A 22,173-nucleotide genomic window follows, 5' to 3' on the forward strand; every position below is an offset into this window, starting at 1 on the left:
CTCCAGGAACGCGTCCCAGCCCCCGGCGAGCCCTTCAGCCCCTCCGAGGGCTGGGACGCGTTCCTGGAGGGCCACCCCGGCGTGGACAACGCCGACGCGCCCGCCTACGCCCCGGGCACCGACGCCAAAGGCGGCGTGGTGCCGGCCGATCCCTCCGACGACGACGGCTCCGATTCCGGCAAGACCCGCATCCGTCTCGCCCAGACCGGGGACGCCCTGCTGGCCGCCGCTGTCCCCCTGGCGCTCGCGGCCCTCGCCGCCGGCGCGGTTCTCATCGCCCTCGTCGCCCGGCGCCGCCGCTGGACTGGGGACGGAACCAGCCGCTGGTAAACCCTGCAGTTGGTTTCCCTTCCGCCAAGGAGGGGCCAACCGCCGCACGACGGGCATCCGATAGCGGGGGAGTCGCTTAACGCGGCTCCCCCGTTTCGCTACAATGGGGCCATTGGCCGACAAGAAGGAGGAACCGCTATGATACGAGTCGCCGTCGCCGGATGCGCCGGACGCATGGGAAGCGCCGTCGTGGATGCCGTCACCGCCGCCGAGGACGTGGAGATCGTCTGCGGCATCGACCCTCATGCCAGCGGCAAGGCAGATGCCTTCCCCGTGTTCGCCACCGTGACCGAAGCCCTCGATGCCGTGGAGGCCGACGTGCTCGTGGACTTCACGCAGCCCGCCGTCGTTGCCGCAAACCTGGCCGTGGCGCTGCCACGGGGCGTGGACTGCGTCGTGGGCACCACGGGCCTGGCCACCGCCACCTTAGAGGAGCTGGCCGCCAGCGCCGCAGATGGTACCTGCCTGTTCTACGCGCCGAACTTCACCACCGGAGCCGTGCTCATGATGGAGTTCGCCCGCGCCGCCGCGCCCTACTTTCCCGAGGCCGAAGTCATCGAGTTCCACCACTGCAACAAGAAGGATGCCCCCTCGGGCACGGCCGTGCGCACAGCGCAGATGATCGCCGAGGCGCGCAGCCCGCGCGTCAGCGCCGCCCCCGGACGCGAGACCGAGATGCCTGGAGCCGAGGGCGCCCGCGGGGCGCTCGTGGACGGCGTGCCGGTTCACGCCGTGCGCTCCATGGGCTATGTGGCCTCCCAGGAGGTCATCTTCGGCTCCCTCGGCCAGACGCTGACCATCCGCCACGACTCGTGGGACCGCACCTCCTACATGCCCGGCGTGCTTCTGGGCATCCGCAGCGTGGGGGAGCGCGAGGGGCTCATCGTGGGCCTGGAAACCTTCATGGACTAGCCGTCGCTCAAATTCAGCGGCCGACAGCGCCCTCGCTGCCGATAGACCGGGCCGCCCGAAAGGCCACCTGCCTTCGGGCGGCTTATCTTTTGCCGAGGGCGAAACTCATGCTTTTCCCAACCTCGATATGAGTATATAATCATCGGTTATCTACAACTTGGCAACGAATGCGCCACGGTTCGACCACGGGGCTGCCCGGGCGCTGAACCCAGAGAGAGCCAGGAGATGACTGACATGAGAAAGACGCACCAGCACCGACTCCTCCGCGGGGCCATGGCGGCCGTGCTCGCCTGCGGGCTCATGATGCCGACCACGGCACTCACCGCCTTCGCAGACGAGGAAAAAAGCGCTACCCCCCCCCTCGGTTCTAAGACCGAGGTAGGCTCCGACAGTACCTTCGACGCCGCCGTTTCCGATGCGGGCGCAGGCGAGCCCGCCGCCGGCGGGTCCGATGTTACCGACGGGGGCACTCCCGAGGGCGCCGCCCATGCGGCGAGCCTGGGAACCCAGTATCTCGGACGTGCCGTTGGCTCCGATGGCGCTGAGGCGGCTCCTGCGAGCGCAGCGGCCGCCTCAGAGGGCGAGCCTGCGGCCCAGAGCAACACCGTGACCCTCGGCGGGTTCACCATGGTAGGCGAGGGCATTCAAGCGAGCGACTTCACCCTGGCGAGCAATCTGCTCACCATCAACACCGATAAGCCCTTCACCATCTCGGGCAGCAGTACCACGGTCGGCCTCGTGGTGCCCGCTGGCGTGAAGGCCCATATGACCCTCGACGGCATCACGGTGTCTGCGGGCTGCGCCTTTGATATCAAGGCTGGCGGCGAGGCTCATCTTATTCTGGCCGACGGCAAGACCAACTCCTTTACGAGCACCAACGTCAACTACCCCGGCATCCATTGCGGAACCGGGGCCGTGCTCTCCATAGACGATGCGGTGCCCAACATCGACGTCGACGGCAAGCCCATCACCCCGGCTCAGGGTCAAATCCCCGCAGGAACGAAGTATATTGACAATACGGGCGCAGAACGGGTGAGCACGGGCGACTACCTCACTTTGCTCGACAGCCCCAATCGCGGAACACTCGTCGTGCACGGCGGTGGAGACGGCGCAGCCCTGGGCGGCGCGTATCGCGAGGACGGCGGCTCCATGACTTTCAACGGCGGCCGCATCCAGGTGACCAACGGCGTGGGGCCGAATAGCGGCAGCGGAGGTGGCGCCGGTATCGGCGGCGGCAAGAACGCGGCAGGCACATCGCCCACCGAGTGGATCACCGTCAACGGCGGCTGGATCACCTCCAACGCTTCCTACCATGGCGCCGGCTTCGGCGGCGGGTGGAACAGCGGCACCACGGCGGTCGTCGCGGGCCTTGTCCAGTCCGCCCATCCGGGCGGCACCGGCAACATCCGCATCAACGGCGGCTACATCGAATCAAACGGCGGCAAGGACGGCAACGGCTTCGGCCGAGGCTGCTACGGTGATCGCAAGTACTGCGATAACCGCGACTACACCATCCTCATCACCGGTGGAACCATGATTCCCTCCGGTGGCACAAACCTCGGCGATCCCTGGGGCAACGACATCGGCGGTGCCGGCACCCAGACCAGCTCGAGCGGACACACCGACTCCACCATGGCGGCTACGGTCATTGTCTCCGGCGGCTCCGTCTATGTGGGCAAGCGCGCCGATGGCAACTACCGTTTCGATGGCATCGCCTACGGCTCGTTCACCGAGGCCGACGACGGCACGATCGCCCCCATCAAGGACGAGCAGGTGGTGCCCATCACCATCAACCTGACCGCTGATCTGAAGGCCCTCGATCCCACTAACCCGAACCCCGACCTCGACCGCACCATCACCTCGTGGAACCTGCTCGTGGGCGGCGAGGAGGTGGGCTACGGTGCGCCGGCCCAGTTCAACAACGGCAATCTGTACTTGTGGCTCACGCCCAAGCAGGCAGATCAGCAGGTGACCGTGCAGCTTTCCTATGAGGGCCCGGACGGCAAACCCGTACCCGTCGAGCCCCTCTATCGGCCGGCGGGCTCTACCGGCGGCGAGACCAACCTCAAGCGCTACGTGTTCTTCGACTTGCAGGATGACTTCTTCGAGCAAAAGGACGGCGGCACCGGCGAGGCTACGGTGGCCTATGACGTCCTCAGCTCCTACGAGCAGAAGAAGTACAAGGACGATGTAGACGAGAACGGCCTGGTGAAGGTGCCTGTCGTGAAGAAGTCCTACGACGGCTTGCCCTACCAGGTGAAGGAACTCTCGGCCGACAACTCCATCAATTCCGGCGGTGACGACAACAAGCCCATCTGGGATCAGATCAGCTACCTGTGCCAGCTCTACGACGCGAAGGAGGGCAAGCTCGGCGCCGAGGTGCAGTCTGACGACATGCCCACCGATACGGGCCTCACCCGCTTCACCATGACCTCCACGCAGTACTCCTCCGACAAGGAGTACGTGGAGAGCTACTATGGCCACCGTGCCTACGGCTGGTGCGAGATCATTCCCGTGCCCGCCGTGCTGAAGATCTCCGAGGACAACGGAGCCGCCTGGGTGCGCCTTGCGAACGACGGCTCCTCCTACGAGGTGGTGAAGGAGACCGACGCGGAACCGGGCAACCGCCTGCGCCTGGCCTTCGATATTCGCTCGGCCAAGGGCACGGCCACCACGTGCAAGGCGCCCACGGGCTCGTTCCAGGTAATGATCGACGGCAAACCAGTCGGCGAGCCCATCGTGCTGCCCGCCGACGCCTTCAAAGCCGGTGCCGGGAAGGTGAGCTTCAAGGACGCCGAGGGCGCGAGCGTCCTCGGCTCGACCATCGAGGTTGTCCCGGGCGACGAAGGCCGCGAAACCACGCGCGTGGTGTACTACCTCGATCCCTCCAATTTGGACGGGGCCCTCGATGCCCTGGCATCCGATGCGGCCAGCAATACCCACGAGGTGACGGTGCGCTACGTGCCCGACAAGAACTACGTGGAGGGCACCGAGGACAACCCGCAGAACGAGGCCACCCAGCCCACGCCCATCATTCCCGTGAAGCCCGAGGGCGGCGTCACACCCGAAGACCCGGACAAGGTGGAGATCGAGGACTCGCCCGATCCCGCGCCCGGCCCCGGCGGCACCGACCCGGACAACCCCACGGGCAAGATGCAGGTGGTGCGCAAGACCATCACCGTGAGCTACGGCGACTTCCACCAGAAGGACGCCGAACTGGACGATTTCTTCAAGATGGCCCTCACGTCCAACTCGTCGGCACCGGGCTCCTTCTCCGTGTCCAACACGGCCGTCGTGGATCTTCTGCGCGACAGCGACGGGAACCCGGTGATCGACGAGGACGGAAAGCTTCAGGTCGTGGTGAATTCCTGCGGCACCTCGGTCATCACCCTGGAGCAGAAGGCCAACGCCCTGTTCACGGGCATCAAGTACATCCTCACGGTGAACGTGACGCCCGATCCCTCCATTCGCCCGAAGATCCAGATCCGTCTCACCTGGCGCAACCTGACGGCCCTCGGCGAGGCCGCCGGCGAACCTGCCTGCGCCCTTGTGTCCCGTGCCCTTGAGGCCGTAGCCTCGGGCAACGCGGCCTCCTTCGCCGCCACACGGGCCGCAGACGACCGCGCCGACACGCCGCCGCGCCCCGGAGATGTGCTGGAGTACACGGTCACGGGCCTGAACCTGACGCCGGGCTCTGCCTGGCAGGCTGCCGAGCTGAAGGACGCCATCGACCAGAAGCTCTCCTTCAACTCACGGTCGGTTGAGATCGCGCCGAACTACGCCACCCACTCCGATCGATATAATCTGGGAACCGCGGCTTTCTATCGGGGCTTCGACTGGGACGGCCTCGGCTGGAGCGAGGTGTCGCCCACGGCAACGGGCGCCAACGGCTTCACCTACGTCGCCCCCACGCTCACCAAGGGCATCGGCACCGTCTATGGCGGCCAGTCCACCTCAGTGCGCTTCCAGGCCACGGTAGGGGAGGACCAGGGCCTGGGAGACCGCCCCGGCGAGGACGGGAAGCTGCCCGAGCTGACCAACGAGCCCGAGGGCGCCGGCAGCTTCGGCAAGCCCGAGGGCGAACTGAAGCCCGGCGAGACCCCGACGGATCCGAAGCCCCTCGACCCCGCCGCCGACATCGAGATCGTCGGAGACGGCGACCCCGATCCGGAGACCGGAGCGTTCCCCAAGCCCGAGCCCACCCCGGTGCTGCCGAAGGACCCGGCCGCCGGCCATATCGTGACCACCGTGAAGGTGGAGCCCAAGGAGAAGGGGGAGGACCACGATGACGATCGCTTCCTCGTGGGCGACGTGCTCCAGGTGACCGTGACCTCCACGAACACCGAGCCGGACTCCAAGCTCGCCAATGCCGTCATCAAGGCGACGCTGCCCGAGGGCATGGAGCCCAAGCCCGGCACCATCGTGCTGACCGACGCCGAGGGCAACACCTACCCGGTACCCGATTCGGCCTACGACCCCAAGACCGGCACCATCGCGGTGAACGCCGGCGACCTCTACGGCGGCGAGAGCGCCAAGCTCACCTTCGATGTGGAGGTGCTCTCGACACCGGACACCCGCGACCCGGACAACCCGGCCGATCCCGACGACCCGGACAAGCCCGGTACCGAGGGCGGTCGACCCACCGAGCCCGTCATCGAGGGCGGCACGCTGGGCGAGACGCCCACTGACGAGTGGGACCGTGAGCATCCCATGGTGCCCGACCCCGACAACCCGGACGGCCCCCTCGTGCCCGGTGAGCCCGCCGAACCAGGGGAGAAGCCCAAGCCTGGGACCCCCTTCGTACCCACCAAGCCCTGGCCCGAGCTGGAGGATGAGCTCGTCAGCACCCCGCCTACCACCGACAAGGACATGCCGCCGGTGCTGCCGGCCTCTCCGAGCATCGAGGGCACAGACGGCGCCGAAGCCGACATCAAGCTGACGAAGACGGCCGAGAACCTCACGCGCGGCGACGGCACCACCGCCGTGGGCGACGCGATCCGCTACACCGTGACGCTGTCGAACTCCAAGCCGCACTCCATGTGGTACGGCGCGGTCATCCGCGACGTGTTGCCGCAGGGCCTGGAGCCGCTGGCGGGCACCATAAGGCTCACCGCACCCGACGGATCCACCGTGGACGTGCCCGACGCCGCCTACGACCCGGCCACCCGCACGCTGGCCGTCACAGTCGGCGACCTGGCCGGCGGCCGCACCGCCGTGCTCACCTTCGAGTGCGAGGTGACCGAGGAGGCTGTCGGGGCCGACATTGGCAACGTAGCGAGCGCCCACGGCAAGACCCCGGCCGGCGTGGATGTGGACAGCGTGTCGCCCGGTGCCGAACGCCCGACCCCGGGCGAGCCCTTCGTGCCCTCCGAGGGCTGGGACGCCTTCTTGAAGGATAGCCCCGGCGTGGACAACGCCGATGCGCCGGCCTACACCCCCGGCACCGATTCCAAGGGCGGCATCAAGCCGGCCGACGAGCAGGACGACGGGGGCGACGGCGCCGGTGCCGGCAAGGGCGATTCCAAGACCCGCATCAAGCTGGCCCAGACCGGCGACCAGCTGCTCGGCGCGGCCGTCGCCCTGGCGCTGGCCGCCGCGGCCGCGCTTGCCGTTCTCGTTGCGGTGGCGGTGCGCCGGCGGCGCGAGCGCCGCGACCGGCACACCGGCCAGTGGTAGGGGAGGGGCCTTCGCGACGGGCATCCCCATTCCCGATCGTCCGCCCATAAGGTAGAGGCTCATCTGCACCACTCCCGCAAGGAGGGCAGCCCCAAGGCCGCCCTCCTTGTGCGTTTGGCGAACTTCCGCGAGCCCGGGTCCTCCGAGGCGAACATCAGTGGCATAATAGCCAGCGAGTTGATTGGCAGGGGCCCGCGCCCCGGCATTCGCCTAAGGAGAAACACCGATGGAAAGCACCCGCAACCCTCGCTTCGGCCGCCTCATCCCGGCCATGGTCACCCCCTTCGATGAGAACCTCGAGCTCGACCTGGATCGGGCCCAGGAGCTGGCCTGCCGCCTCGTGGACGGCGGCGTGGACGCCATCATCGTGAACGGCACCACCGGCGAGAGCCCCACGGTGTTCTACCCCCAGAAGCTCGAGCTGTTCCGCGCCGTGGTAAGTGCCGTGGCCGGCCGGGTGCCCGTCATTGCGAACGTGGGCGACAACTGTACCGCCGACACGGTGTCCTTCGCCCAGGATGCCGGCCAGCTCGGCGTCGACGGCTTCATGTGCGTGGTTCCCTACTACAACAAGCCGCCCCAGGAGGGCCTGTACCGCCACTTCAAGACCATCGCTGACTCCACGGATATGCCCATCATCCTGTACAACATCCCCGGACGCTGCTCCATCAACATGGAGGCCGAGACCACCCTGCGCCTGGCCCGCGACTGCGACAACATCGTGGCCATCAAGGAGGCCTCGGGCAACCTCGACCAGGTGAGGACCATCATCGACGGCGCCCCGGCCGACTTCGACGTGTACTCCGGCGACGACTCCGCCACCCTGGACATCATGCGCCTGGGCGGCGCGGGCGTCATCTCCACCATCGGCAATGTGGCCCCCGCGCGCATGAAGGAGATCGTGGAGGCGGCCGCGGCTGGCGACTGGGAGGCGGCCGAGGCGGCCAACGAGGCCCTGCTGCCGCTCATGACCGGCCTCTTCGCCACGGCGAACCCCATTCTCGTGAAAGAGGCCCTGAAGCTCATCGGCTTCCCCGTCGGCGGCGTGCGCCTGCCGCTCGTGGACGCCACCCCCGAGCAGTCCGCGACCCTGGCCGCCATCATGAGCGAGGTGGGCGTGCTGGCCTAGGTGGGCCCCTGCTGGAACCGTGAACGCCGGTCCGCCACGGGCGGGTCGGCGTTTTTGCAGACATATCCCCGAACGACAAGGAACTTCATGACCAAGGAAAACCAAGAGACGAAAAACGAGAAGCCCCGCGCCGCCAAGGAGGGCGGCACCGATAGCGCAGGCGGCTCGAACGGCAAGGGCAACCGCAACCGCGGGGGCCGCAAGAACAATACCTCTTTCAAGCGCGTGAACCTCGAGCGCAAGCGCCCCCAGCTCTCCCGCGGCGAGGGAGCCGAGGGCTCCTCGCAGAACGGCGAGCGCCCGCGCCGCCGCCGGGGCTCGAAGGCTTCGAAGGACCCCAATGCCAAGCTGCGCATCATCCCGCTGGGCGGCCTGGACGCCATCGGCAAGAACATGACTGCCTTCGAGTGCGGCGACGACATGATCCTCGATGACGCGGGGCTGATGTTCCCCGACGACGATCATCCGGGCGTGGACCTCATCCTGCCCGACTACACCTACGTGCTGGAGAACGCCGACAAGCTGCGCGGCATCATCATCACCCACGGCCACGAGGACCACACGGGCACGCTGCCCTATCTGCTGAAGGACCTCGACCGCACGGTGAACATCTACGCCACGAAGCTCACCTTGGGCCTCATCGAGGGCAAGTTCGCCGAGCACAAGGTGAAGAACGCCCGTCTCATCGAGATCAAGTCCGGCGAGGAAATCAAGCTCGGCTGCTTCAAGGTGGACTTCTTCGCCGTGAACCACTCCATCCCCGGTGCGGTGGGCCTCTTCATCCAGAGCCCGGCCGGCAACGTGCTGCACACCGGCGACTTCAAGCTCGACCAGACCCCCATCGACGGGGTCACCACCGACTTCGCCGCCATCACGCGCTTCTCCGAGAAGGGCGTCGACCTCATGATGAGCGACTCCACGGGCGCCATGAACCCGAACTTCACGCCGAGCGAGGCCGAGGTGGGCAAGACCCTGGAGCAGATCATCTCCCAGGCCCCGGGCCGCGTCATCATCGCCTCCTTCGCGAGCCATATCCACCGCATGCAGCAGATCTGCGACGCCGCGGTGAAGAACGGCCGCAAGGTGGTGGTCACGGGCCGCTCCATGATCCAGAACACCGACATCGCCCGACGCCTGGGATATTTGAAGATCTCCGATGACAACCTCATCGACGCCTACGATCTGAAGGGCATCCCCTCCGACCAGGTGGTCATCATGTGCACCGGCAGCCAGGGCGAGCCCTTAAGCGCCCTGGGCCGCATCGCCAACGGCGAGCACAAGACCATCGAGATCGAAGAGGGCGACACCGTCATCATCTCGGCCACGCCGGTGCCCGGCAACGAGAAGGCGGTCACCCGGGTCATCAACTCCCTGGCCAAGATCGGCGCCGACGTGTACGACAAGAGCCGGGCGCGGGTCCACGTGTCGGGCCACGCGGGGGCCGAGGAGCTCAAGATCATGCTCACCCTCGTGAAGCCCAAGGCCTTCATGCCGGTCCATGGCGAGGCCACCCACCTGCGGGCCCACGCCAAGCTGGCCGAGGCCACGGGCGTGGACGCCGACAACATCTACATCCTGGAGAACGGCGATTCCCTGGAGCTGTCGGCGGCGGGCATCGAACGCGGCGAGGGCGTGCCCTCGGGCATCGTGTACGTGGACGGGCTGTCGGTGGGCGACACCTCCCAGGACGTACTCGACGAGCGCAATACCCTCGGCAACCAGGGCTTCGCCAGCGTGGCCGCGGCCGTGGACGTGAAGCGCAAGCAGGTCGTGGGCGAGGTGCAGGTGTCCATGCACGGCATCACCGGCGGCGACGACTACTACCTGGCCCGCGAAGCCTCCTCCACGGTGGCCGGCGCCCTGCGCAAGTGCCTGGGGAAGGACGGCGGCGCGAAGGAGCTGCGCAAGGCCGCGCGCGACAGCCTCATGTCGCTTCTGTGGGACCGCACCAAGCAGCGTCCCATGGTGGTCGTGAACATCCTGGAGGTTTAGGCTTCCATGGCCCGTCACTCGCAGCAACCCCCGAAGGCATCCCCGTCGCGCAAGAAGGCGAGCGAGGCCGTCTCCAAGGACGGCACCCGCCGCCCGCTCTCGGCAGCTGCCCGCAGCCGGTCGGTCGAGCCCGCGCCGCGCATCCTGGACGACCGCACCCGCCGCGACATGGTGGGCGTGGGCTTCATCCTGCTCGGCATCGTGCTGTTCATCGCTGCCGTGGCCCCCACCGGCGCCATCGTCACGGCCCTGCTGTCCGAGTCGCTCCACCTCGTCTTCGGCGCGGGCTGCTACATCATGCCCTTCTTCCTCGTGGCCGTGGGCGGCACCGTGCTCTACCGCAAGGAGACCGAGCGCATGTCCTTGCGCATCACCGTGGGCCTCGGGCTCATCCTGGTGGCGCTGCTCGGGATCATCGCCCTGTTCACCCCCGTGGGCAACACCGGCCCCGAGGCCCTGTTCGACTACGGAAACCTCGTCGCCCACGGCGGCTACGTGGGGGCGGCCCTGGCCTGGGTGGGACTCACCCTGTTCGGCGGCATCATCTCCGCCATCCTGCTTTTGGGCCTGGCCGTGGCCGGCGTCATCGTCATCGGGTTCTCCGTGTCGGCCTTCATCGAGAAGGTGCGCGCCCGCCACGAGGCGGATCTGGCAGGCCGGGAGCCCTACCTGCCCGAGGGGCTGTTCGGCGCCGTGAAGCGCGGCGGCCACCTCGTGCGCCACAACTTCGGCGGAGCCTTTGGCGAGGTGCCCCAGCCCCCCGATGCCACCGTGGTGCGGCCGGCCGCCGTCACCTCGCGCCTGGCCATGGAGGAACAGCCCCGCCGCCCCCGCAGCCGAGCCATCGCCGAGCGCCAGTCGGCTCCCGCCGAGGCCGCCCCGGGCGCGGCGGCCGTGGACGGGGCGGCCCTCACGCGCCAGCTCGGCGGCGAGGGGAGGGGAGGCTCTGCGGGTCGCACCGTGAACATCGCCGCCCCCGATCCGCGCCAGACCGCCGCCATCGGGGCCATCTCCGCCGAGGAGCCGGCGCGCCCCATGACCCGCAAGCTCGGCCGCAAAGCGGCCGAGGAGGCCCGCGCGGCCGAGGCCACGGCGCCGGCGCCTACGGCCAATCCCCGCAAGCGCGCAGCCAAGGCGAAGCCCAAGGCCGCCCCGAAGCCGGCGCCCCCCGTATCGAAGGACGGCTTCCAGCTGCCCTCCATGGACCTGCTGTCCACCGGCGACGGCAAGCGCCGCGGCTCCACGGAAGAGGAGCTGCGGGAGGTGGCCGCCGAGCTTCAGGGCACCCTGGAGGACTTCGGCGTGCTCGCGAGCGTCGTCGGCTGGGTGGAGGGCCCCACGGTCACCCTGTTCAAGGTGGATCTGCCCTCGGGCGTGCGCGTGAGCAAGGTCACCAACCTCACCGACGACATCGCCCTGGCCCTGGCCGCCCCGGGCGTGCGCATTTTCGCCCCCATTCCCGGCACCAACTACGTAGGCATCGAGGTGCCCAACCGGGTGCGCCAGATGGTGTATCTGCCCGAGGTGCTGGCTGCCGCCGAGCCCGGGCCCCTGCAGGTGGCCATCGGCGAGGACGTCGAGGGCCACGCCATCGTGCACGACCTGGCCAAGATGCCCCACGTGCTCATCGCCGGCACCACCGGTTCGGGCAAGTCGGTGGAAGTGAACTCCATGATCATGTCCATCCTCATGCGGGCGACCCCGGCCGAGGTGCGCTTCATCATGGTGGACCCCAAGCGCGTGGAATTCGCCCCCTACGAGGGTATTCCCCATCTTTACGTGCCCGTGGTCACGGAGTGCCGCGAGGCCTCGAGCGCCCTGTCCTGGGCCGTGGCCGAGATGGAGCGCCGTCTCAAGATGTTCTCGAAGTGCGGCGTGCGCAACATCATCTCCTTCAACGAGAAGGCCCGTGCGGCCGCAGACGCCGCCGAGGCGGCCGAACAGAGCGGGGAAGAGGCGCCCGAGAATCCCTACGGCGAGCCCATCCCCTACATCGTCATCGTCATCGACGAGCTTGCCGACCTCATGATGAACGTCGGCAAGGAGGTGGAGTTCTCCATCAGCCGCATCGCCCAGCTGGCCCGCGCGGCCGGCATCCACCTCATCATCGCCACGCAGCGCCCCTCCACCAACGTGGTCACGGGCCTCATCAAGGCGAACATCACCTGCCGCATCGGCCTCACCGTGGCTTCCGGCATCGACTCCCGCGTCATCCTGGACTCCACCGGCGCCGAGAACCTCATCGGCCGGGGCGACCTGCTCATCGCCAAGCCGGAGTATCCCAAGCCCGTGCGCGTCCAGGGCCCCTGGATTCCCGACGAGGAGATCGCCGCCGTCGTGGCGCACTTGAAGGCCCAGGGAGAGCCGGAGTACCATTCCGAGATCCTGAAGACCAACGTGGTGACCCTCGGCGACTCCTCGCCAGCCGGCGACGGCGGCTCCGAGGCCGATGATCCGCTGCTGTGGGAAGCCGCGGATGTGGTGGTTTCAAGCGATTTGGGCTCAACTTCCAATCTCCAGCGCCGCCTGAAGGTCGGATATGCCCGCGCTGGTCGTATAATGGATCAGCTAGAAGAAAAGGGCATCGTGGGGCCGGCCAACGGAAGCCGCCCCCGGGAGGTGCTCGTGGATGCAATGGAGCTCGAGACCCTGAAGGCCTTCGAGGCCAACGACGAGGATTAGACGACCCGGCCCCGGCGGCCGCCGTCCATGACATAGAGGAGTTACGACCGTGGCGAGACAGATTTCCTTTGGAGACACGCTCAGGAGCGCCCGCGAGCGCAAGGGGCTCGACCTGTCCACCGCGGCCCGCAAGCTGCGCATCCGCCCGGACATCCTCCGGGCCATCGAGGAGGGCGACTTCGCCCGTATGCCCCCGCGGGGCTACACCTCCAACATGGTGGGCGCCTACGCCCGTCTCGTGGGGCTGAACCCCGCCGAGATCACGCGCCTCTACCGCGAGGAGGCCCAGCAGTTCGAGACCGGCCGACGCCCCATGGGCGGCCGAAGCGAGCGCTCCCGCTCAAGCGAGCGCTCCGAGGGGCGCGCCCGATCGAGCCGCGATGGCCAGCGGGAGCGGGGGAGCCGCCCGAACGGCCGCCCCTCCCGGAGCAGCCGGGGCGCCGCGCCCCAACCGGCCTACACCAACCTCGTCCAAGGGCGCCAGGCCCCGGGCATCGCCGCCAATCTCGGCTCCATGCTGCCGCTCATCGTGGTGGGAGCCATCATCGTGGGCCTGCTCGTGCTCGTCATCCTCCTGGCCTTCGGCGGCAAGGACGCTCCGGCCGAGGATACCCCCACGGTGCCCATCTCCGGCATGCCGACCCCCCAGGGCACCACGGGAGGCTCGGATGCCGCAGGCCAGCAGCCCACGGCGCCGGTCACCACCCCCGTAGCTCCCACGAGCGCCAAGTTCGCCTACAAGGTGGCCGACGGCGCCGAGATGTACATCGAGGTCATCCAGGACGGCAAGACCGTGGAGGCTGGCGATGTGACCGGTCCCAAGAACCAGGAGTACGACGTCACCGGCAAGCTGAAGTTCGTCGTCTCCGGCAATCCCGACGAGGTGGAGATCACCGTGGACGGCGAGAAGGTGGAGCCCACCGAGGCCAAGAGCGGCGTGTACACCTACACCGTCGACTTCGAGGAGGTACTGTCCGCCTGGAAGCGCGCCAACGGCGTGGGCAGCGGCTCGACCGATGAAGGGGACCAGGGCGCCGAGCCCGACAGCGATGCGCACGGGTCGGGCGATCAGGGCGCCTCCGGCTCCGGCGACTCCACCGATGGCGACAGCGCGGACGGCGACGCAGGCAGCACGGGCAACTAGCCCGCCCCGCGCGCATCGCCCCGACCCGTTCTTTGTTTCACCTTTTCCGAATCGATCAGAAAGCGAGGCCCCCATGGCCAAAGAATCCAGCTTCGACGTCGTATCCACCGTGGACATGCAGGAGGTGGACAACGCCTTCCAGCAGGCCAAGAAGGAGCTCTCCCAGCGCTACGACCTGAAGGACTCCGGCGCCGAGATCAGCCTGGACAAGAGCGGCGGCACCATCACCGTGGCCGCCCCGGCCGATTTCGTGGCCTCGCAGGTCATCGATGTCATCGGCAGCAAGCTCATCAAGCGCGGCATCGACCTGACCGCCGTGCAGTGGGGCGATGCCCAGGCCGCCACGGGTGGCTCGGTGCGTCGCATGGCCACCGTGGTCAACGGCATCGACAAGGAGACCGCCGGCAAGATCAACAAGGACATCAAGGCCCAGAAGCTCAAGTGCAAGGTCACCATCGAGGGCGACAAGCTGCGCGTGAGCTCCCCCTCCCGCGACACTCTCCAGGAGGTCATCGCCTTTTTGAAGGGCCAGGACTACGGCCAGCCGCTCCAGTACGTGAACTACCGCTAGGGCCCCTTCCGATGACCGCTCCGGTTCCCCCCGTGTGGGAGGGCGCGTCCGCGCCCCGCGTCAGCCTCGTCACCATGGGCTGCGCCAAGAACGAGGTCGACTCCGCGGCCATGGCCCGCGCTCTGGCCGAGGCCGGCTATCAGGTGGACGCTCCGGCCGACAAGGCCGATGTCATCATCGTGAACACCTGCTCGTTCATCCAGTCGGCCACCGAGGAGAGCCTCGAGGCCATCTTCGAGGCCGTCTCCCTGCCGCTGGTGACCGCGGGCCGCGCGTCGGTGGTGGTGGCCGGCTGCATGCCCGCCCGCTACGGCGACGACTTGGAGGGTGAGCTCACCGAGGCCGCCGCCTTCGTTCCCTGCAGCAAGGAGGACGACATCGTGGCCGTCTTGGGCTCCCTCACCGGCTTCGAGCTGACGGCGGGGGAGCCCGCAGGCATCGCGCTGGAGCCTGCGGGCTCGACGGTACCGGGGGAGGGGAGCACCTTCGCCTACGTGAAGATCTCCGACGGCTGCGACCGCCTCTGCTCCTACTGCACCATCCCGGCCATCCGCGGCCGCTACCACAGCTTCCCCTTCGAGACCATCCGCGCCGACGTGGCCCGGGAAGTGGATCGGGGGGCCCGGGAGATCGTGCTCATCGCCCAGGACACCGGCCGCTGGGGCCAGGATCTTCCCGAGGGCCGCGACCTGGCCTGGCTCGTGGATACCCTGGCCGAGGCCTTCTCCGACATTTGGCTGCGCGTCATGTACCTGCAGCCCGAGGGGGTCACCGACCGGCTGCTCGCCGTCATGGCCGCCCGGGACAATGTCTGCCCCTACCTGGATATTCCCCTCCAGCACGTGAGCGTCCCCATCCTGCGCGCCATGAACCGCGCCGGCTCGGCCGAGAAGTTCGCGGCCCTTATCGGGCGCATCCGCGCTGCCGTTCCCGATATCACCCTGCGTACCACCCTCATCGCGGGCTTCCCCGGCGAGACCGAGGAGCAGTTCGAGGCCCTGTGCGACTTCGTGGCCGAGGCCCCCTTCGACTACATCGGCGTGTTCCCCTACTCCCGCGAAGAGGGCACGGCCGCCGCCGAGCTGCCCGATCAACGCGATGAGGACGAGAAGGCCGAGCGGGCCCAGATTCTGCGCGATCTGGCCGACGCGGTCTGCGGGCCGCGCATCGCCGAGCGCATCGGCCGCCCCATGGCGGTGCTCGTGGAAGGCGCCGAGGAGGACGGCCAGCTCTTTGGCCGCGCCCAGTGCCAGGCCCCCGAGGTGGACGGGGTGACCTACGTCTCCGATGGCGCCATCGGCACCGTGGTGGACACTGTTATCGCCGATACCCTGCTCTACGAGATGGAAGGCGCGTAAACCCATGGCCCCTATCGAGCCCACGGCCCCGGAAAAGCTCATGACCCCGGCCAATATCGTCACGCTCATCCGCATCTGCCTCGTGCCGGTGTTCGTGCTCGCCATCGTGAGCCCCTGGCCCCTCTGGATGGGGCTGCCCGACATCACCACCGAGGCCAAGCGGCTCATCGCCGCGGGCATCTTCATTCTCATCTCCTGCACCGACTGGCTCGACGGCTATCTGGCCCGCAGCCGCGGGGAGGTGACCGATTTCGGCAAGTTCATGGACCCCCTGGCCGATAAGATCCTCGTGGCCGCGGCGCTCATCGCCCTCGTGGAACTGGCCGTGCTCCCCGGCTGGCCCGTGCTCATCATCCTGGCCCGGGAGTTCATCGTCTCTGGCATCCGCATGGTGGCGGCCAGCAAGGGCGAGGTCATCGCCGCAAGCTGGTACGGCAAGGCCAAGACCGTCTTCCAGATGATCGCCATCGTGCTGTTCCTGGCCAAGGACGCCCTCGTCTTCCCCTCGGCGGCGGCCGCCTTCTCCAACCCGCTGTTCCTGCTGTCCTGGACCGTCATGGCCATCGCCCTTGTGCTGACCATCATGTCCATGCTCGACTACCTCGTGAAGGCGCGCCACCTGCTGAAGAGAAGCACTCCCAAGGCCGACAGCGCTCCCGCGGCCGGGACGGGGGAGCGCCCCACCGAGGTGGCCGCCTTGCAGCGGGCCATCGATGCCGAGGCCCGGATCGTCGTGGAGCGGGCCGATGAGCGCGGGCTGACCGTGGGCACGGCCGAGAGCCTCACCGGAGGCCTCATCGCCGCCATGCTCACCGCCGTGCCCGGCAGCTCCGCCGTGGTGCGGGGAGGCGTCGTCAGCTACGTGAACGATGTGAAGGAGCAGGTGCTCGGCGTCTCCGGCGACGTGCTGTCGCGCCAGGGGGCCGTCGACGAGCTCGTGGCTCTCCAAATGGCCCGCGGCGCCCTGCGGGAGCTGGCCTGCGACGTGACGGTGTCGGTTACCGGCATCGCCGGCCCCACCGGAGCCGAGCCGGGCAAGCCCGTGGGCACGGTCTGGATCGGCTGCGCCACCGCCCGGGGCACCCACGCCGAGGAGCACCACTTCCAGGGGGGCCGCGACAGCGTGCGGCTCCAAACCGTGCTGGCCGCACTCAAGGCCATGGAGTCCGCCCTAAGCTAGCTTTCGGACAACCCCTCCAGAACCAGCCGCCCCGGGGCTCGCGGGCCCCTATGCCATTGGGGGGAAGGCCGCGACGGTCTGCGGACGGCTTTCCCGGGACGCGACTGCGATGCGCGGAAGGTTCCGAGAGACAGCGCGGCGGTGCGCGGAGGGAGTCAGATACGGTTCGGTGGCGACAAAAGTGCGACCGACGCCTGATAAGATAGGGCACCATATCGGCCGTGACTTTCCGAAATCCGCCGAGATAACCCCTTGACGTGCATACGTTTGTTCGTATAATAGGAGGAAATCGGCCACTTGTTCGTATGATGGCCCAGACAAGGAGACTCCATGAACCAAGATAAAGAGAAGATGCTCAAGCTCACCACCGATCAGATCGAGTCGAAGTTCGGCAAGGGGGCCATCATGACCCTCGGCGAGGGGGGCGCCGACCTCAACATCGGGGTCATACCCACCGGCGCGCTGCCTCTCGATGCCGCCCTCGGCATCGGCGGTGTGCCCCGGGGCCGCATCATCGAGATCTACGGCCCGGAGTCCAGCGGCAAGACCACTCTGGCCCTCCAGATCCTCGCCGAGGCCCAGGCCCTCGGCGGCATCGTGGCTTTCATCGACGCCGAGCATGCCCTCGATCCGGTCTATGCGGCCCGCATCGGCGTCGACATCGACGAGGTGCTCATCTCCCAGCCCGATACCGGCGAGCAGGCCCTGGAAATATGCGATATGCTCGTGCGCTCCGGTGCCATCGACTGCGTCATCGTGGACTCCGTCGCCGCCCTCGTGCCCCGCGCTGAGATCGAGGGCGAGATGGGCGACACCACCGTGGGCCTTCAGGCCCGCCTCATGTCCCAAGCCCTGCGCAAGTTGGCCGGATCCCTGTCAAAGTCGAACACCACCTGCATCTTCATCAACCAGCTGCGCGAGAAGATCGGCGTCATGTTCGGCAACCCCGAGACCACTACGGGCGGCCGGGCCCTCAAGTTCTTCTCGTCGGTGCGCATCGATATCCGCCGCGTCGACTCCATCAAACAGAACGGTGATGTGGTGGGCAACCGCGTGCGGGCCAAGGTCGTGAAGAACAAGGTCGCTCCGCCCTTCCGTCAGGCCGAGTTCGATCTCATGTACGGCGAGGGCATCTCGCGCGAGGGCTGCATCGTGGACATGGCCGTGGAATGCGGTGTGGCCAAGAAGTCCGGTGCCTGGTACACCTACGGCGAGGAGCGCCTGGGGCAGGGCCGCGAGGCCGCCAAGCAGACCCTGCGGGAGAACCCCGATCTGCGCGAGGAGCTCGAGACCAAGGTGCGCGAGGCCTACGAGATTCCCATCATCGAGGCCCCGGCCGAGGGAGAGTCCTTCAGCCCGGCCCCTAAGGCCACGGGTAAGAAGAAATAGCCCGTGCCCGCCAAGGCCGACATACTCGACCAGCTGCGCCGCTCCGTCGCCGCCATTGAGCGGGGAGAGGCGGATCCCCGCGACTCCACGGCGGCCGACCTGAGCGCCCCTTCCTCTGCGGAGGACGAGCAACGCGGCGCCGGCACCTCGCCCTGCTGCTGCGTTGCGGCGGCAGGGGAGCGACACGGGGCCGCGGGGTGGCCGACGAAGCGCGCTGTACCCGCAGGCTCATCGCGGGGACCCTCTTTCCGGAGGGCAGCCGACGGCTCATGCGAAGACGAATCGGCACCGCCCGCAGAGGGAAAGACCGCCGACGCCGCCTTCCAGAAGATCCTGCGCTGGGCCGCCGTCCGAGAACGCTCCACCGCCTACGTGCGGGAGCGCCTCCTGCGGGACGAGTTCGCACCGACGGCCGTGGAGGAGGCGGTGGAGCGCGCCAGGCGCGTGCGCGCCATCGACGACCGCCGCTATGCCGATGCCCTCGTACGCACCCGCCTGGCGGCCGGCAAGGGGCTGCGCGATGCCCGCTCGGAGATCGAGGCTCTCGGCATCGACCCCGAGAGCCTCGATGCATGGCAGGAGCATGCCGCCCGCGGGCGCGAGGCCGAGGTGGAGCGCGCCCTCGCCCTGCTGCGGCGCCGACCGCCGCGGGCCAAGCAGGTCCGCGAGGCCGCCTTCCGCAAGCTCGCCGCCCAGGGCTTCGACACCGACGTGGCGGCCAGCGCCGCCCGCCTCTGGTACGAGGAGACCCTCGCCGCGGCCGAGTGATCCTCTCTCGAAGCCGCGCCGCATCCCCAAAGCGCCGGTGCCAGCGCCGCCCAGAAAGCCCGCGCCCACGCGTTGCACTCCCGAAATACCGCCGTCTCGCGCGCTCTGAGTCATGAGCGTCATCACTCCAGGAGCCCCAAACGAGCCCTTCTGCCCGTTTGGGGCTTCTCTTCTTTCCCGCATCGGGTATACTGTTTCTCGTGGCTTTTTGAGCAGTTGTACCCTCAAGGGTATTTGATATAGACAACGGCATACGTCGAACACCTTCGTACATCCATGCTCATGCCCGGCCACGGGCTTTTTTTATGACTTTGATTGGGCGTGAAAGCCCAGATGAGAGGAGGAAATCCGATGGATCCCATTATGATCGTCGCCATCATTGCCGTGGCTATCGTCGGCATTGCCCTCGGCTTCATCGTCAATCGTTCCATGACCGCTTCATCCAACCGCCAGGCCGCCGGCGAGGCCGCCACCCTGGTCGAAGATGCGCGCAAGCAGGCCGAGACGATGCGACGGGAAGCCGAGATCGAGGCAAAGGACCAGGCCCTGCGCTACCGCCAGGAGCTTGAGGAGGAAAAGAAGGAGCGCATGCGCGAGGTGCGCACGGCCGAGAGCCGTGTGGCCCAGCGCGAGGAGACCCTTGCCCAGCGCGAGGAATCCCTCGACCGCCGCGTGGAGTCCCTCGATGCCCGCGAGCATCAGCTCTCCTCGCTCCAGGGCCAGGTGGAGCGCCGCGAGCGCGACGTGAACGAGGCCGAGAGCGCCATCGTCCGCCATCGCGAGGAGGCGCAGATCGAGATCAACCAGGCCCTTGAGCGCGCTGCCGGCATGAGCCCGGAGGAGGCCAAGGCCGAACTTCTGGAGACCATCCACGACGAGGTGACCCGTGAGTCCGCCGTCATTATCCGCGATGCCGAGACCCGCACCAAGGCCGAGGCCGACAAGAAGGCCCGCGAGATTCTGAGCCTGGCCATCCAGCGCGTGGCTGCCGACCACTCTGCCGAGTCCACAGTGTCCACCATCCATATCCCCTCCGACGACCTCAAGGGCCGCATCATCGGTCGCGAGGGCCGCAACATCCGCTCCTTCGAGCAGCTGACCGGCACGAACCTCATCATCGACGACACTCCCGAGTGCGTCACCATCTCCTGCTTCGATCCGGTGCGCCGCGAGATCGGCCGTGTCACCATGGAGAATCTCATCGCCGACGGCCGCATCCATCCAGCCCGCATCGAGGAGATGTACGAGAAGGCCGTGCGCCTCGTGAACCAGCGGGTCCAGGAGGCCGGCGAGCAGGCCACCTTCGATGCCGGCATTCACGACCTGCACCCCGAACTCGTGAACACCCTCGGCCGCCTGCGCTACCGCACCTCCTTCGGCCAGAACGTGCTGAACCACTCCCTGGAGGTGGCCTACCTGGCCTCGGTCATGGCCTCCGAGCTCGGCCTCGACCCCATTCCCGTGAAGCGCGCCGGCCTCTTGCATGACCTGGGCAAGGCCGTGGACCACGAGGTGGAAGGCAGCCATGCCGTCATCGGCGCCGATCTGGCCCGTCGCTTCGGCGAGCGTCCCGAGATCGTCCACGCCATCGAGGCCCATCACAACGACATCGAGCCGAACTCCACGATGGACGTGCTCATCCAGGCCGCCGACGCCGTATCGGCCGCCCGTCCCGGCGCCCGCAAGGAGACCCTCGACGCCTACATCAAGCGCCTCGAGAAGCTCGAGGAGATCGCCAACGCCCATACCGGCGTCGAGCGCACCTACGCCATCCAAGCCGGCCGCGAGGTGCGGGTCATGGTGGAGCCCGAGGTGGTCGACGAGGCCGCGTCCGTAGTGCTCGCCCACGACATCGCCCAGCAGATCGAGAACGAGATGCAGTACCCCGGGCAGGTGAAGGTCGTGGTCATCCGCGAGAGCCGCGCGGTGGATTACGCGAAGTAGTCCATGGCCGACTCCTCGCTCGCCAACTTCATAGACACCGTATGCGGCGAGAGCCATCTCCGGGTCGAGGCCGACCTCGGAGATGGCTTTGTTCGTCTGCGCTCTTCGGAGGCCGAGCGGCGCCAGGCCGCCCAGGACATCCGTTCCTCGGAGGACATCCTCATCGAGCTCTTGCGCAACGCCCGCGATGCCGGGGCGCGCCATATCTTCGTGGCCACCCAGAAGACCGAGGGGCGCCGTCTCATCACCATCGTCGACGACGGCGCCGGCATCCCGGCCCTCCAGCAGGAGCGCATCTTCGAGCCCCGCGTTACCTCGAAGCTCGACACAGCCCACATGGACAAGTGGGGCATGCACGGCCGCGGCATGGCACTGTACTCTATCGCCGTGAACGCCGAGACAGCCCGCGTGGCCTCCTCGGCCCGCGGACTGGGGGCGAGCATCGCCGTGGAGACCGACACGGAGCGCCTGGGGGAGAAGACCGACCAGTCCACCTTCCCCCGCTTCGAGCGGGAGGCCTCGGGGTCCTTCGCCATGCGCGGCCCCAAGAACCTTCTGCGCACGGCTGCCGAATTCGCCCTCGAGCACCGCGATCAGTGCTCGGTGTTCTTCGGGACGCCGGTAGAGGTTGCGGCGGCTCTGTACGCTTTCGCCATTGCCACCACGAGTCCCGCCGCCCGGGCGTTCCCCGCCGACCGCGCCACCGTGCCCCTCGTGAAGCGCCTCGCCCTGACCGCGACCCCCGATGCCCTGGCCGACGAGTGCGCCGAGATGGCCCTGCCGTTCTCCTCGCGCTCCGCGCGCCGCATCATGGACGGCACCATCGAGCCACCGGCGCCCCTCATCGACCGCCTTCGGGACGAGAGCTTTCCCTCCGCAACCCCCGCCCGCCCCCACACCCGGCGCAAAGGGGGAGACGGTCGGGGGTTGCGGCTGGCCGAGGCGGATGTAGAGGCCCTGCGAGAGAGCGCGGCCCGATCCGTAGAGGCCCTGGCCGATCGATATTTTCTTGAGGCCGTGGGCCGGCCGGAGGTTTCCGTGGGAGCCGATGCCATTCGCATCACCGTTCCCATCCGCAAGATGTCTTAGGCTGGCGCC

Annotated in this window: 14 protein-coding genes; all 14 read left to right on the forward strand. The window is 68.0% G+C overall.

The annotated features are described in order from the left end of the window. The coding region (locus F8D48_RS11675) for a hypothetical protein (protein WP_205717365.1) at positions 1-330 on the forward strand (330 nt) is incomplete at its 5' end. 138 nt (positions 331-468) lie between these two features. After that, the gene (gene dapB / locus F8D48_RS08455; protein WP_151431202.1) at positions 469-1,242 is read left to right on the forward strand and encodes a 4-hydroxy-tetrahydrodipicolinate reductase; all 774 of its coding nucleotides are present in this window, start codon (positions 469-471) and stop codon (positions 1,240-1,242) included. A gap of 225 nt (positions 1,243-1,467) precedes the next feature. Beyond that, positions 1,468-6,918, forward strand: coding sequence for a DUF11 domain-containing protein (locus tag F8D48_RS08460; protein WP_151431204.1), 5,451 nt, complete (start codon positions 1,468-1,470; stop codon positions 6,916-6,918). Positions 6,919-7,144: 226 nt separating this feature from the next. Further along, positions 7,145-8,047, forward strand: a complete 903-nt coding sequence (gene dapA / locus F8D48_RS08465) for a 4-hydroxy-tetrahydrodipicolinate synthase (protein ID WP_151431206.1) — start codon at positions 7,145-7,147, stop codon at positions 8,045-8,047. A gap of 87 nt (positions 8,048-8,134) precedes the next feature. Next, the gene (locus F8D48_RS08470; RefSeq protein ID WP_151431208.1) at positions 8,135-10,039 is read left to right on the forward strand and encodes a ribonuclease J; all 1,905 of its coding nucleotides are present in this window, start codon (positions 8,135-8,137) and stop codon (positions 10,037-10,039) included. 6 nt (positions 10,040-10,045) lie between these two features. After that, positions 10,046-12,721 carry an FtsK/SpoIIIE family DNA translocase gene (locus F8D48_RS08475; protein WP_151431210.1) on the forward strand — a complete coding sequence of 892 codons (2,676 nt, stop codon included), beginning with the start codon at positions 10,046-10,048 and terminating at the stop codon, positions 12,719-12,721. 49 nt (positions 12,722-12,770) lie between these two features. Next, the gene (locus tag F8D48_RS08480) at positions 12,771-13,865 is read left to right on the forward strand and encodes a helix-turn-helix domain-containing protein (protein WP_151431212.1); all 1,095 of its coding nucleotides are present in this window, start codon (positions 12,771-12,773) and stop codon (positions 13,863-13,865) included. 73 nt (positions 13,866-13,938) lie between these two features. Then, a complete protein-coding gene (locus tag F8D48_RS08485; RefSeq protein ID WP_151431214.1) occupies positions 13,939-14,436 on the forward strand; it encodes a YajQ family cyclic di-GMP-binding protein in 498 nt (165 codons plus the stop codon). An 11-nt stretch (positions 14,437-14,447) separates the two neighbouring features. Further along, complete coding sequence (rimO, locus tag F8D48_RS08490; protein WP_151431216.1) at positions 14,448-15,794, forward strand: 30S ribosomal protein S12 methylthiotransferase RimO; 1,347 nt, start codon at positions 14,448-14,450, stop codon at positions 15,792-15,794. A gap of 4 nt (positions 15,795-15,798) precedes the next feature. Continuing rightward, on the forward strand, positions 15,799-16,974 hold the full coding sequence (pgsA, locus tag F8D48_RS08495) for a CDP-diacylglycerol--glycerol-3-phosphate 3-phosphatidyltransferase (protein ID WP_205717366.1): 1,176 nt from the start codon (positions 15,799-15,801) through the stop codon (positions 16,972-16,974). A 330-nt stretch (positions 16,975-17,304) separates the two neighbouring features. Further along, a complete protein-coding gene (recA, locus tag F8D48_RS08500; protein WP_135969840.1) occupies positions 17,305-18,363 on the forward strand; it encodes a recombinase RecA in 1,059 nt (352 codons plus the stop codon). 3 nt (positions 18,364-18,366) lie between these two features. Then, complete coding sequence (locus F8D48_RS08505; protein WP_151431219.1) at positions 18,367-19,131, forward strand: regulatory protein RecX; 765 nt, start codon at positions 18,367-18,369, stop codon at positions 19,129-19,131. A gap of 351 nt (positions 19,132-19,482) precedes the next feature. Then, positions 19,483-21,075, forward strand: a complete 1,593-nt coding sequence (gene rny / locus F8D48_RS08510; protein WP_151431221.1) for a ribonuclease Y — start codon at positions 19,483-19,485, stop codon at positions 21,073-21,075. Between the two features lie 3 nt (positions 21,076-21,078). Next, a complete protein-coding gene (locus F8D48_RS08515; RefSeq protein ID WP_151431223.1) occupies positions 21,079-22,164 on the forward strand; it encodes an ATP-binding protein in 1,086 nt (361 codons plus the stop codon). Positions 22,165-22,173 lie beyond the last annotated feature (9 nt).

The sequence above is a fragment of the Adlercreutzia muris genome (assembly GCF_008831045.1).
GTDB classification, from domain to species: domain Bacteria; phylum Actinomycetota; class Coriobacteriia; order Coriobacteriales; family Eggerthellaceae; genus Adlercreutzia; species Adlercreutzia muris.

Bases quoted from the DNA above. Each gene is read 5' to 3' on its own strand.
- dapB (WP_151431202.1), top strand. From the start codon at position 469: ATGATACGAGTCGCCGTCGCCGGATGCGCCGGACGCATGGGAAGCGCC.
- F8D48_RS08460 (WP_151431204.1), top strand. From the start codon at position 1,468: ATGACTGACATGAGAAAGACGCACCAGCACCGACTCCTCCGCGGGGCC.
- dapA (WP_151431206.1), top strand. From the start codon at position 7,145: ATGGAAAGCACCCGCAACCCTCGCTTCGGCCGCCTCATCCCGGCCATG.
- F8D48_RS08470 (WP_151431208.1), top strand. From the start codon at position 8,135: ATGACCAAGGAAAACCAAGAGACGAAAAACGAGAAGCCCCGCGCCGCC.
- F8D48_RS08475 (WP_151431210.1), top strand. From the start codon at position 10,046: ATGGCCCGTCACTCGCAGCAACCCCCGAAGGCATCCCCGTCGCGCAAG.
- F8D48_RS08485 (WP_151431214.1), top strand. From the start codon at position 13,939: ATGGCCAAAGAATCCAGCTTCGACGTCGTATCCACCGTGGACATGCAG.
- rimO (WP_151431216.1), top strand. From the start codon at position 14,448: ATGACCGCTCCGGTTCCCCCCGTGTGGGAGGGCGCGTCCGCGCCCCGC.
- pgsA (WP_205717366.1), top strand. From the start codon at position 15,799: ATGGCCCCTATCGAGCCCACGGCCCCGGAAAAGCTCATGACCCCGGCC.
- recA (WP_135969840.1), top strand. From the start codon at position 17,305: ATGAACCAAGATAAAGAGAAGATGCTCAAGCTCACCACCGATCAGATC.
- rny (WP_151431221.1), top strand. From the start codon at position 19,483: ATGGATCCCATTATGATCGTCGCCATCATTGCCGTGGCTATCGTCGGC.
- F8D48_RS08515 (WP_151431223.1), top strand. From the start codon at position 21,079: ATGGCCGACTCCTCGCTCGCCAACTTCATAGACACCGTATGCGGCGAG.